Genomic DNA, 13,252 nt, shown 5'->3' with positions numbered 1-13,252 from the left:
ACCAGCCACCGCCAACAGGAGTTGTCATGCCGCCCTTCGCCCCCACCATCGTGTTCATTGGCGGTGGTCCGCGCTCAGCCGGCATCCTCGAACGGCTCGCGGCCAACAGGAATGGCCTTTTCGACGGACCCCCCGCCATCCATATCGTCGAGCCGTACGAACCCGGTTCCGGGAGGATCTGGCGCTATGACCAGAACCCGGGACTCCTGCTCAACTCCACGGCTGCAGACGTCACGATGTTCACCGACAGCTCCGTGGCCTGCGACGGACCCGCCGTCGACGGTCCGGGCCTGGCTGCGTGGGGAGCCGGCGTGCTGGACGGTTCCATCCGCGACGTCCCGCAGTTGGAATCCCACCTTCTTGAGCAGCTCCGGACGCTCACACCGGCGTCCTTTCCCAGCCGCCAGCTCCAGAGCAAGTACCTCGAGTGGTTCTTCCGGCGGGCCGTCGCGGCCCTCGGCCAGGACGTCTCGGTGACGGTCCACCGGGACACGGCCACCGCCGTCGAACATCTTGCGCCAGGGCCCGACGGCGGCGCGAAGTACCGCGTGCGGCTCGCCTCCGGTGGGGTCGTGGAGGCGGACATCGTGATGTATTCGCTGGGCCACACGGATTCCCAAGCCGGGCCGGAGTCAGCGCGTCTGGCGGACTTCGCCGCGCGCCACGGCGGGTTCCACGCGGCGCCGTCCTACACCACCGACGTCGACTATTCGGCGATCGCACCCGGCCAGGACGTCCTGGTTTCGGGCATGGGGCTGGCGTTCGTGGACCTGCTGGTGCTCTTGTTCGAGGGCCGCGGCGGCCGCTTCGAAGACAGGCCCGACGGCGGCCTGGACTATGTGCCGTCCGGCGCCGAACCGCGGCTCTGGGCAGGATCCCGGCGAGGAGTCCCCTACCACTCCAAGATCTCGTCGGCCCTGCGCGGCGAACCCGTCGGCGCCCCGCGGTACTTCACCGCGGACGCCGTGGAATTGCTGCTCGCCGCCCACGAGGAGCTGGATTTCCGGACCCAGCTGTGGCCGCTCATCGCCAAGGACGCGGGCTACGCCTATTACCGCGAGCTCTTCACCGGCCACCCGGAACGCGTTCGCGGCGATTGGGACGAGTTTTCGGCACGCTTCGATGCCCTGGATTGGTACAGCCGCGACCGCGAGAACCTCATAGCCGCGGCCATCCCGGACCCGGCCCTGCGGCTCGACCTCGAGGCCCTCGACCAACCGTTCAGCGGCTGCGCCTTCCCGGACCATGCCGCGGTGCAGAGATCCGTGGCGAAACACATCGAACGGGATCTCACGCTCCGCACGAGTCCCGACCACTCGGAAACCCTCGCCTTATTCACGGCCCTGCTCCGGGTCTACATGGAACTCGGCCGGTTTGTCCCCCAGGAGCGGCTCAATTCGCGCTCCCAACAAGCGGTGCATGGTTGGTGGCACGGCTTCTTCAGTTTCGTGGATTCCGGCCCGCCGCCGCACCGGCTGCGCGAAATCCTCGCCCTGCATCGCGCCGGGCTGCTGCAGTTCCTGGGACCGGGCATGTGGGTGCGTCCTGACGAGGCCAGCGGCCGATTCGTGGCCGGTTCCTTCCAATCGCCGGTGGTGGTTGATGCGGCGGCGTACATCGAGGCACGGTTGCCGTCGCCGTCGGTGGCGCGATCGGCCAACCCCGCGCTGGCGGACCTGCACGACGCCGGATGGGGCACCGAACAGTCGCTCCCCACCTCGGACGGCCCACACTCCACCGGTAAGCTGTTGGTCTCGAGTTCACACGAAGTCCTGGGTCCCGACGGCGTTCGGCAGGCGGGGCTTTTCGCCGTCGGACCCTGGACCTCGGGTTGGGGCGCCGGTGCGTTCGCGCGGCCCGGAACCAACGCAGCACCGTTCCGCGAGAACGACGCCCTGGCCCGCCGCCTCCTGTCCGAACTCTCCGCCCACCCAACCAGCCCCGCCCACCCAACTGACTCGCATTTGTTGTCGTTTTGACGCCTCATAACGACAACAACTGCGAGTCAGTTGGGCACATTCACGAAAGGCATGTCATGACAACAACGCCAACCCTGCCGTCGTCGGGCCTTTCGGTCCTGACCGTGCCCATGAGCGATCCCCGCGTCAGGCCCCTCCTGGACGAACTCGCCGTCGAATACACCACGCGCTACGGCGACCTCTTCGGCAGCGGTGGCGCGGCCGAGGAACTCAACAGGTACCCAGCGGACGAGTTTGCCGCGCCCCACGGTGCCCTGCTCATCCTTCAGGAAAACGGGGAAACCGTGGCTGGCGGGGCATTCCGCTGCTACGACTCCGGCACGGCAGAGCTCAAGCGGATCTGGACGCATTCGGCGCACCGGCGTCGTGGACTGGCCAGGGTGGTCCTCTCGGAACTGGAGGCCGAGGCGTCGCGGCGCGGCTACCGGCGGATCTACCTCACCACCGGCCCGCGGCAGCCCGAGGCCAAGAACCTCTACCTGGCCACGGGCTACACCGCGCTCTTCGACGTCGACGCGGATCCGGAAGAGATCAAGCACTTGGCGTTCACGAAGGACCTGGAGCTCATCGAGACGTGAGATCTCGGGCCTTTGGCTAGCTCAAAGGGCCGAGATCTCACCCCCGGATTGCTATCCCACAGCCTGGCGCGCCGCGGCCTCGATCCTGGCCCGGTGATCAGCCCATTCTTCGGTACTTCGCTGTGACAAGTTCAAGTCTCCGGGGCCCTTCCCGGCCGAACCGTCGATGAGCTCCCGAAGTATGTCGGCATGCCCCAAGTGCTGGGCCGTCTCGACGCACATGTGCACCAGGATTTGATGGAGCGTCACGTGACGGCGTTCTTCCGGCCACCACGGCACTTCCCCGGGAGCGTCCAGCGGCAGTGACTCGATCGTCGCATCACTGTGCTCAGCCGAGAAGCGATGCAGTTTGATGATCCCGTCCCGGCTCTCTTCCGGTACAACCCACAGGTCCGCGTCAGGTTCGGCATCGTCGGCGAACCACGGCAAGTCCCGGCCGCTCGGCCGGCCAAAGACCTCCCCGAAATACCCAAGCTCCACACTGGCCACATGCTTGACCAATCCCAGGAGGTTGGTGCCGGTGGGGGTCATGGGCCGGCGGACGTCGTACTCGTCGAGTCCGTCGAGCTTGGCGAGGAGCTCGCTCCGGCGGGCGCGCAGATATTTGAGCAGAATCGCTTTGTCATCCATCCGGGCACTATACCGTTGCATCGCGGGCCTGTGCCGTCTGTGCATGGCGAAACTGACCTGCTCCCCTCGCGTCGGCGCGGCTGAAGCGGAGCTGCCACCCGCCGTCGTGCCCTTCCCCCAAAGCGTGTACAGCCGTCACGTGAGGGAAACGATGGCAAGGTATTGCCAAACCGGCGGGTAACGTAAAGGGCGTGCAGTTGAGTCAAGCGTTGGTCAAGACCGCGGCCGGGTGGCTGCTCGGTCTGATGCTTGCCGTGGCCGCTGCGATCGTCTCCATCAACCTGGTGAGCAACTCCATCGCCAGCCCGCAGCAGCAGGTGCGCGACTACCTCTCGGCCCTCCAGCAGGGGCATGGCGGGGAAGCCCTCGGGCTCCTGCACGCGTCAGTGCCCAACGCCAATGCCGCCATGCTGGACGGTACAGCCCTCCAGACGGCGGCGTCGAAGATCACCGACGTCAAGCTGGGCAACGCCGAATCCCGGGGCGGCAACCGGGTGACGGTCCCCATGGACTACCAGATCGACGGCAAAGCGCTGCACTCAGATTTCCTGCTTGAACGGACGGGCACCGAGTGGCTGTTCTTCGGCAAGTGGTCCTTCGTGCCGTCATCCTTGCCGACCATCGAGGTCACCGCGGTGAACGCCAACGAGGCGAGCCTGAACGGCGTCCCGGTGAACCTGCCCAATGGCCGCAACAGCTTTGCCGTGTTTTACCCCGGCCAGTACGAAGCCAGTCTCACCGGAAAATACTTCTCGGCGCCGGCGACCAATACTTCGGTGACCACGGGCGCCCTGCCCCAGTCACCCCTCAACCTTCTGACCAAGCCCACGGACGCCATGATCAAGGTAGTGAGCGACAAGGTCAAGGAATTCCTGGACACCTGCGCCGCTGACGCCACCAAGCAGCAAAAACTCCAACCTGACTGCCCGTTCTACCATGTCACCAACAGCCGGGTGGTGGACGGCACCATCAAATGGCAGATCACGGAATATCCGAAGGTCAGCATCGACCCCTTCAACGGGCAGTGGGTCGTGGCTCCCCTCAACGGCAAGGCCAAGGTCACAGCCCGTGAAATCGATCTCTTCAGCGGGCAGGTCGGCGATCTCAGCGCCGTTCACGACTTCAGCTTCACCACACGGCTGGACATAGGCACAGACACCATCACGGTCACTCCAATGGTGAGCTTCTAGGCTGCGCCCCCGAAAGCCCCTGCTTAGTCCATCCCGCGCAGATCGAGCACCAGCTCGGAATCCCCGTCGGCCTGCAGGACCACGGGGATGCCCCAGTCCTGCTGGTACAGGTGGCACGCGGCGTGATCCGGGATTTCGCCGTCCTCGGTCTCCGGGCCGTCACACGCAGCGGCACGGGCCGTGATGTGGAGGATCCCGTCAGGCACATCCGCGGACAACTCCAGTGTCCGCAGCAGGCCCACGGACGTGCCGCCACCGGAAATCAGCAGCTCGGGCGGGGTCGACGAGATCTTCAGCTGCGTGGGATCGCCCCAGCGGTCGTCGAGCTTCTGCCCGGTCGGGGCCGTGAAGCGCACGGTGAGTTCCAGCTTCCCCGGCGCCACGGGACTCTTGGGCCGCTGCGTCTGGGAGGCTCCCTCGTCCACCTGCTGGGCTTCCTTGGGGATGGGAACCAGGACCAGTTGGTGCTTGTTGGATTCGACCACCACCAGCAGCGGTTCGCCGCCTTCGGGGTAGACCACGACGACGTCGCTCGGCTCCGCGAGTCCCCGCGCCAAAGTGGACACCGCCCTGGTCGCGGGATCGTAGCGCCGCACGGCACCGTTGTAGGTGTCGGCAACTGCCACGGAGCCATCGGGGAGCACTGTGACACCGAGGGGGTGCTGCAAGCGGGCTTCCGTGGCGTCGCCGTCCCGGAAACCGAAATCGAACAGGCCCTTGCCCACCGCCGACTCAACGGTCACACCGGACTCGCCAAGGACCAGACGGCGCAACGCCGAGGTCTCGGAATCGGCCACCCAGATGTTGTCTTCCGCATCCACGGCCAGGCCGGAAGGCTGGGCGAACCAGGCTTCCTCGGCAACTCCGTCAAGCAAACCTTCAAGGCCCGAGCCAGCCAGGATGGACACCTCGCCGCTGAGAGGCTCGAAGGCAAAGATCTGGTGCGTGCCGGCCATCGCGATGACAACGCGCTGCAGCTTCTCGCTCCACACCACGTCCCACGGCGAAGACAGGGACACCCCGGTCCCAACGCCCAGTACCCCGACGTCGAGTGCGTCGGCAGCGAAGTCCGCCGGTCCGGCGTCGTGGTGTTCAGCCCAAACGCCGGCACCGCTTTCCGTCACGCGGGCAGGGCCGGCGTCGAGCAGGCGCTGTACGCCGTTGCCCGCGACTGTCTGCACGTAACCCGAGCTGAGCGTGACGCCGCGGAGGCGGTGGTTCACGGTGTCGGCAACCACTGCCTCGTACCCGAGTTGCCAGGCCAGCGACGGCGGGAGCACTGCGACGCCCTGCGGCTCGTTGAACTGCGCAATTTCCGCCACTCCGTCCAGATAACCCTTCGTTCCCGAACCGATGACGCGTTCGACGGTCTCCAGGTCAGGCCGAAGTTCCACCAACCGGTGGTGGCCGGAATCGACCACAAGGTAGTTGCCGTTCTCCAGCTGGGTCGCCTTGCCGGGGAAGCGCAGGGTGCCCGACGTCGGGACGGGAGCCACGTAGGGGCCGTCGCCTCGGTGGAGTGTCCCCTTGGCTTCGTGCTCGGCCACCAGCTCCTCAAGGAGCACGGCGAGGCCGTCTGCGTGGCCTTCACCGGAAAGGTGCGCCACGATGTAGCCCTCGGGGTCCACTACCACCAGCGTCGGCCAGGCGCGGGCCGTGTAGGCCTTCCATGTAGCGAGCTCGGGGTCGTCAAGGACGGGGTGGTGGATTTCGTAGCGCTCCACGGCGGATGCGAGGGCCACGGGATCGGCTTCGTGCTCGAACTTGGGAGAATGCACGCCGACCGTCACGAGCACGTCGGAGTACTTTTCCTCAAGCGGACGCAACTCATCCAGGACATGCAGGCAGTTGATGCAGCAGAACGTCCAGAAGTCCAGCAGCACGATCTTGCCGCGCAGCGCTTCCAGGTCAAGCGTTTTTCCGCCGGTGTTAAGCCAATTACGGCCCACCAGTTCAGAGGCGCGGACACGCAGTTGGGTGCGTACGGTTTCGCTCATCAGCGTCCTTCCAGGTTGGTATTGCTTTCGGGCTGCTTGGAATCCCGATCAATCAGTTTCGCATCGCGGTCAGCAAGCCGCGCAAACATATTGTTGTAAGCATTCAGGTCGGCGTCGTTATTCCTGTCCGCGGCCCGGTCGGTGCGTTTCGTCTCACGAGCGTCCGAACGCGACCACATGACCGCGACGCCGATCGCCACCAGCAAGGTGGGGACTTCGCCGATTCCCCAGGCCACGGCGCCGCCGGTCTGCTGGTCCAGCAAGGCCGATTGCCCCCAGGTCCGGCCGAGGTTGCCGAAGTAATCGGCAGCGAGCAGCCCGGTGCCTCCCATGATGGACACGCCGAAGAATGCGTGGAAGCCCATCGTGGCGAGCAAGAGGAGCAACCGCATGGGGTAGGGCGCCCGTCGGGGCAGCGGATCCGTGCCGATCATGGTGAGGACAAAGATGTAGCCGGTTAGCGTGAAGTGGAGGTTCATGAGCTCGTGGCCCACGTGATCGCGCATCGCCCAGCCGAACGCGTCCGAGTAGTAGAAGAGGATGATCGAGCCGGCAAAGTTCGCGGCAGCAAACAACGGGTGGGTCACCACTTGGGAGAATTTCGAGTGCACAAACACCAGGAGCCACTCACGGACACCGCGGGAACCGTCCCCGCGCGATCCCTCGCCGCGGGATGGCAGGGCACGCAGTGCCAGCGTCACGGGCGAACCCAGGACCAGGAACAGCGGCGCCACCATTGTCAAAGCCATATGGTCCACCATGTGAGCGGAGAACAGTATGCGGCCGTAGACCGACGGCGGTCCGGACGTGATGTATGTCAGGACCAGCAGGCCGATCATCCAGTTAACGGTACGGAACCACGACCAGGAGTCACCGCGCCGGCGGACCTTGACCACGCCAAGGATGTAGCTCGCCGCGCCGAAGAGGGCCACGGCCACCCAAAGCCAGTCGAAGCGCCATTCGGTCAACCAGCGTGCGGGCGTCAGCTCAGGTGGCAGCTCGTACCCGGACAGGATGAAGGCCGGCGAAGCGTCGGGCGCGTAGGTGGTGGGCAGCGGCGGTGCCGAACTGGACAGCGCGACGGCGAGTCCCGACGTCGCGCCCATCACCAGGAGTTCAACCAACACAAGCTGCCACAGCACGCGGCGCGTCGACATCGACTTGCGGCCCAGCTGCGGGATCACCCATTTGCGGTGCATGAACCCGATGCCGCCAAGGACAACAGTGGCCAATGCCTTCGCCAGGACGATCTGCCCGTAGGGGGTGCCCACCAAGGCCGAAAAGCTCGTGATGCGAATGCTTGCGTTGACGACCCCGGAGGCGAAGACCAGGACGAAGGCGAAGCCGGCCAAGGTGGAGAACCGGCGAAGGGTCTGATCCGTGATGTCTTTGGTGCCGGTTGCCTTGGAACCGTGCAGGACGCCTGAGAGGACCGCAAGCATGATGATGCCACCCACCCAGGCGGACACGCCCACCAAGTGAAGGCCAAGCGAATTGATGGCGCCCTCATGGTCGCCGGAACTCGCGGAGTGCCCGATTAGCGCGCTTGGCACCAGTCCGCCCAGTGCCAGGACAAGAGTGAGCGCGAGTCCAGCCAACGAGCGGACCCCGAAGAGCGCCGTCGTGGCAATCGCGGCGATGATCGTCACGGCGAGCCACGCTTGGCCGGTCTGGATGTCCGTCATGAAGTAGACGAGGGACGCAGTGAACTGCGCGTCTCCGGAGAGCCTCTGCCCGGCCACGTCCGCGTAGGTCAGCACGAGGACCGCGACGGCGGAGAGTGTCCAGGCTGCACCTGCTGCTGCCGCCACGGCCAAAGCACGGCTGAACGCGGGATGTTCAGGGGCATCGTCGCCCTTGGATCGGGATGCGTTCCGGGGAAGGATGGCGACGGCGAAGATCAGCCCGCCGATGACAGTCGCCAGGGACACATTATGGAGGGCTTTGGCGACGGGCAGCCCCCAGCGGACCAGCGCGCCCGGATCAGCGACCTGCCGCGCGGCCGACGCACCGGAGAAAATCAGGGCGCCAACGAGAGCCAGGAAGAGGGCAGCGAACCCCGCCAGCTGCCACGGCAAGGAGATCCCTTCCACGGCGGCAGCTGCCTTGGTTCCCGGCTTCGAAGCGGGCGAAGGAGCAGTGGCTGGAGTTTTGGCTGACGGCACCTATCCATTGTCCGCTAACGTCGGCGGCGCGGCGAATCGAGCGGGTTAAAGCAGAAAGGCGGCAACCCGCAGGTTGCCGCCTTTCAGGGCGTTCGCCGAAGTGTCTTACTTCTTGGCGACAGCTGCCTTCAGCTTGGAGCCGGCGGTCAGCTTGACGCTGTGGCCAGCGGCGATCTGGATGGTCTCGCCAGTCTGCGGGTTGCGGCCCGTGCGGGCAGCGCGGTCGGTGCGCTCAATGGCGAGCCAACCCGGGATGGTGATCTTCTCGCCAGCGGCGACAGAAGTCTCGAAAACTTCGAACAGGGCATCGAGCACGGAGTTGACGGCGGCCTGGCTGGTGCCAGCCTTGCCAGCTACCTCGGAAACCAGTTCGCTACGGTTCTTAGCCATTTGTGTCCTCCTGGACTTTACGATTTTGGAGCTCACACACGGCATGCGCGCGAGCCACTGTTCGAAAACTTACCAGCTTGGGAGGACACGGCCAGCAAATTCCGCGTGTTTCCGCGCTTTTTTGACCAAATTCACCCTATTTCGGGCGCATTTGGGGGTCAATTCCGCCGCGGGCGAACTCCCCGGCCCCCGACGCGCGCTCACTTATGACAGGTCCCGACGGGACGCGCGCTCACATATGACGGGTCCGGGCCGGACGCCCGCTCACTTCTGCTGAGGGCAGCTCGGGGATGGGGGTCCGGTCCGGCTCAATGGTGATCCGGTGTTGCCACAACCGTTGATATGTGAGCCGGCGTTTGGGGAAACGGGCGTATATGTGAGCCGGGGTTGGTGGAAACCGGGCCATATGTGGGCGGGGGTTTGATCCGCCGAACCCCCGCTCACATATGACGGTTTCTGACGGAACGCCCGCTCACCTCTGACGGGCCCCTCCCAAACGCCCGCTCACCTATGGCGCGTTCTGGCCGGACGCCCGCTCACTTATGGCGGGTCCGGGCCGGACGCGCGCTCACGTCAGGTGGGGCGGGGGTCCCGGGGGGCGGGGCGGGTGTTGGTGGTGTTTGTTTTTTTAAGTGGGTCAGGCCCCGACAGTGTGTGTCGGGGCCTGGCCTGTGAATGGTTGTCCGGCGGTGTCCTACTCTCCCACACCCTCCCGGGTGCAGTACCATCGGCGCTGTGGGTCTTAGCTTCCGGGTTCGGAATGGGACCGGGCGTTTCCCCCACGCTATGACCGCCGTAACCCTGTTACCCGGTCCCCGCACGGGGTGCGGGGCGGGAAGACTGTGGTTACAACAGGTGTTCCCTCTTTTTCGGGGGAACGGTGGTGTTGTTATTCAGTTGTGGTTTGTTCCTGAACGGGTTGTTGTTCGGGAACCACATAGTGGACGCAAGCAGTGATCGTGTTTGTGTGGTGTAAGTTGTCGGCCTATTAGTACCGGTCAGCTTCAACAGTCTTTAGTCCTGTCTTCCACATCCGGCCTATCAACCCAGTGGTCTGGCTGGGGGCCTCTCACACACGAGGTGTATGGAAATCTCATCTTGAAGCGAGCTTCCCGCTTAGATGCTTTCAGCGGTTATCCCATCCGAACGTAGCTAATCAGCGGTGCACTTGGCAGTACAACTGACACACCAGAGGTTCGTCCGTCCCGGTCCTCTCGTACTAAGGACAGCCCTTCTCAAATTTCCTGCGCGCGCAGCGGATAGGGACCGAACTGTCTCACGACGTTCTAAACCCAGCTCGCGTACCGCTTTAATGGGCGAACAGCCCAACCCTTGGGACCTACTCCAGCCCCAGGATGCGACGAGCCGACATCGAGGTGCCAAACCATGCCGTCGATATGGACTCTTGGGCAAGATCAGCCTGTTATCCCCGAGGTACCTTTTATCCGTTGAGCGACGGCCATTCCACAATGTACCGCCGGATCACTAGTCCCGACTTTCGTCCCTGCTTGAGATGTCTCTCTCACAGTCAAGCTCCCTTGTGCACTTACACTCGACACCTGATTGCCAACCAGGCTGAGGGAACCTTTGGGCGCCTCCGTTACTTTTTAGGAGGCAACCGCCCCAGTTAAACTACCCATCAGGCACTGTCCCTGACCCGGATCACGGGCCGAAGTTAGATGTCCAAAGTGACCAGAGTGGTATTTCAACGATGACTCCACCCGAACTGGCGTCCGGGCTTCAACGTCTCCCACCTATCCTACACAAGCCACTCCGAACACCAATACCAAACTATAGTAAAGGTCTCGGGGTCTTTCCGTCCTGCTGCGCGTAACGAGCATCTTTACTCGTACTGCAATTTCGCCGAGTTTATGGTTGAGACAGCGGGGAAGTCGTTACTCCATTCGTGCAGGTCGGAACTTACCCGACAAGGAATTTCGCTACCTTAGGATGGTTATAGTTACCACCGCCGTTTACTGGGGCTTAAATTCTCAGCTTCGCCTTGCGGCTAACCGGTCCTCTTAACCTTCCAGCACCGGGCAGGAGTCAGTCCGTATACATCGTCTTGCGACTTCGCACGGACCTGTGTTTTTAGTAAACAGTCGCTTCCCCCTGGTCTCTGCGGCCCCGATCCCCTCCCACCAGCAAGTGGTGTTCAAGGTTGGGGCCCCCCTTCTCCCGAAGTTACGGGGGCATTTTGCCGAGTTCCTTAACCATAATTCTCTCGATCGCCTTGGTATTCTCTACCTGATCACCTGTGTCGGTTTGGGGTACGGGCGGCTAAGACCTCGCGCCGATGCTTTTCTAGGCAGCATAGGATCACCGGATCCCCCCATGACGGGGGTCCCATCAGATCTCAGGAACGTCATCAAAGACACAGCGACGGATTTGCCTATCGCTGACCCTACATCCTTAGACCGGGGCAACCATCGCCCGGCCCGGCTACCTTCCTGCGTCACACCTGTTAATACGCTTACCTCCCGGGATCAGGTCCCGCGCTCGGCCAAAACCCGCACACCACAAGGGTGATTGGGCAGGCTCCGGGCGGTTAGTATCCCCCGCTTGGCATGGGCGGTCCTTCGCCGGTACGGGAATATCAACCCGTTGTCCATCGACTACGCCTGTCGGCCTCGCCTTAGGTCCCGACTTACCCAGGGCAGATTAGCTTGACCCTGGAACCCTTGATCATTCGGCGGACGGGTTTCTCACCCGTCTTTCGCTACTCATGCCTGCATTCTCACTCGTGTAGGCTCCACCGCTGGTTTACACCGCGACTTCACCGCCCACACGACGCTCCCCTACCACTCCAGACGACTGAACCACGAAGGCTTGTCTACTATCTGAAATCCACAACTTCGGCGGTGTACTTGAGCCCCGCTACATTGTCGGCGCGGAATCACTTGACCAGTGAGCTATTACGCACTCTTTCAAGGATGGCTGCTTCTAAGCCAACCTCCTGGTTGTCTTCGCAACTCCACATCCTTTCCCACTTAGCACACGCTTAGGGGCCTTAGTTGGTGGTCTGGGCTGTTTCCCTCTCGACTATGAAGCTTATCCCCCACAGTCTCACTGCTGCGCTCTCACTTACCGGCATTCGGAGTTTGGCTGACGTCAGTAACCTTGTAGGGCCCATCGGCCATCCAGTAGCTCTACCTCCGGCAAGAAACACGCAACGCTGCACCTAAATGCATTTCGGGGAGAACCAGCTATCACGGAGTTTGATTGGCCTTTCACCCCTACCCACAGCTCATCCCCTCCATTTTCAACTGAAGTGGGTTCGGTCCTCCACGACGTCTTACCGTCGCTTCAACCTGGCCATGGGTAGATCACTCCGCTTCGGGTCTAGATCACGCCACTACACTCGCCCTGTTCAGACTCGCTTTCGCTACGGCTACCCCACACGGGTTAACCTCGCGACGTAACACTAACTCGCAGGCTCATTCTTCAAAAGGCACGCCGTCACCAGAATCAGACTGGCTCCGACGGATTGTAAGCACACGGTTTCAGGTACTGTTTCACTCCCCTCCCGGGGTACTTTTCACCTTTCCCTCACGGTACTGGTCCGCTATCGGTCATTAGGAAGTATTTAGGCTTATCAGGTGGTCCTGACAGATTCACACGGGATTTCTCGGGCCCCGTGCTACTTGGGATCCTCTCCAGGCGGCACACAACATTACGGTTACGGGGCTAACACCCTCTCCGGCCGGCCTTTCAAGACCGTTCACCTATGTCCATGCTCTCACCCCACCGGTCCGGCAGAACCAGTACGGAAAGTCCCACAACCCCGCCCATGCAACGCCCGCCGGCTATCACACATGGAACGGTTTAGCCTCATCCGCGTTCGCTCGCCACTACTAACGGAATCACTCTTGTTTTCTCTTCCTGCGGGTACTGAGATGTTTCACTTCCCCGCGTTCCCCCCACGCACCCTATGTGTTCAGATGCGGGTCACCAGATAACCTCACAGCCTCTGGCGGGGTTTCCCCATTCGGACATCCTGGGATCACCGTTCGGTTATCAACTCCCCCAGGCTTATCGCAGATTCCTACGTCCTTCTTCGGCTCCTAATGCCAAGGCATCCACCGTGTGCCCTTAAAAACTTGACCACACAAGATCAAAAAACTTCTCGAGAGAACCACGGAAACCGCCACATGCAAAAGCACGAACGGATCCAGGTTCAAAAAAAGAAATTGCTGTAAGACACACACACACCACCACCCCCCAAAAGAAGCAATGACCATGCGCGTGCCTAGATGCTCGCGTCCACTATGTAGTTCTCAAACAACAACCCCGTACCACACCCCCGCACACCAACCACCCCCC

At 62.9% G+C, this 13,252-nt stretch carries 7 protein-coding genes and 2 rRNA genes; 3 read left to right on the top strand and 6 right to left on the bottom strand.

Annotated features, from left to right (window positions below):
- Positions 1–26 precede the first annotated feature (26 nt).
- Positions 27–1,979 (top strand): FAD/NAD(P)-binding protein, encoded by a 1,953-nt coding sequence (locus QRN45_RS14570; RefSeq protein ID WP_284763817.1) that lies wholly within the window; start codon positions 27–29, stop codon positions 1,977–1,979.
- Positions 1,980–2,035: 56 nt separating this feature from the next.
- Positions 2,036–2,557, top strand: coding sequence for a GNAT family N-acetyltransferase (locus QRN45_RS14565; RefSeq protein WP_241710718.1), 522 nt, complete (start codon positions 2,036–2,038; stop codon positions 2,555–2,557).
- A gap of 51 nt (positions 2,558–2,608) precedes the next feature.
- Here the strand turns inward: QRN45_RS14565 and QRN45_RS14560 are convergent, their stop codons facing one another.
- Positions 2,609–3,187 carry a DinB family protein gene (locus QRN45_RS14560; protein ID WP_241710719.1) on the bottom strand — a complete coding sequence of 193 codons (579 nt, stop codon included), beginning with the start codon at positions 3,185–3,187 and terminating at the stop codon, positions 2,609–2,611.
- 197 nt (positions 3,188–3,384) lie between these two features.
- Between QRN45_RS14560 and QRN45_RS14555 the strand changes: the two genes are divergently transcribed.
- The gene (locus QRN45_RS14555; RefSeq protein WP_241710722.1) at positions 3,385–4,377 is read left to right on the top strand and encodes a hypothetical protein; all 993 of its coding nucleotides are present in this window, start codon (positions 3,385–3,387) and stop codon (positions 4,375–4,377) included.
- Positions 4,378–4,400: 23 nt separating this feature from the next.
- Here QRN45_RS14555 and QRN45_RS14550 read toward each other — a convergent pair whose 3' ends face one another.
- The 5 genes from QRN45_RS14550 to QRN45_RS14530 all read right to left on the bottom strand — a co-directional run bounded on the left by QRN45_RS14550 (position 4,401) and on the right by QRN45_RS14530 (position 13,035).
- Positions 4,401–6,374: an NHL domain-containing thioredoxin family protein gene (locus QRN45_RS14550; protein WP_284763816.1), complete on the bottom strand. Its 1,974-nt coding sequence runs from the start codon at positions 6,372–6,374 to the stop codon at positions 4,401–4,403.
- Positions 6,374–8,539 carry a bifunctional copper resistance protein CopD/cytochrome c oxidase assembly protein gene (locus QRN45_RS14545; RefSeq protein WP_284763815.1) on the bottom strand — a complete coding sequence of 722 codons (2,166 nt, stop codon included), beginning with the start codon at positions 8,537–8,539 and terminating at the stop codon, positions 6,374–6,376. The genes QRN45_RS14550 and QRN45_RS14545 overlap by 1 nt, the downstream gene beginning before the upstream one ends.
- 105 nt (positions 8,540–8,644) lie before the next feature.
- Positions 8,645–8,929 carry an HU family DNA-binding protein gene (locus tag QRN45_RS14540; RefSeq protein WP_184739845.1) on the bottom strand — a complete coding sequence of 95 codons (285 nt, stop codon included), beginning with the start codon at positions 8,927–8,929 and terminating at the stop codon, positions 8,645–8,647.
- A 681-nt stretch (positions 8,930–9,610) separates the two neighbouring features.
- Positions 9,611–9,727, bottom strand: a 5S ribosomal RNA gene (gene rrf / locus QRN45_RS14535).
- Between the two features lie 169 nt (positions 9,728–9,896).
- A 23S ribosomal RNA gene (locus QRN45_RS14530) occupies positions 9,897–13,035 on the bottom strand.
- Positions 13,036–13,252: the final 217 nt, after the last annotated feature.

The sequence above is a fragment of the Arthrobacter sp. efr-133-R2A-63 genome (genome assembly GCF_030209795.1).
Lineage (GTDB): Bacteria > Actinomycetota > Actinomycetes > Actinomycetales > Micrococcaceae > Arthrobacter > Arthrobacter bambusae_A.
The sequence above is the reverse complement of the archived record's forward strand: the minus strand, read 5'-3'. Positions and strand labels throughout refer to the sequence as shown.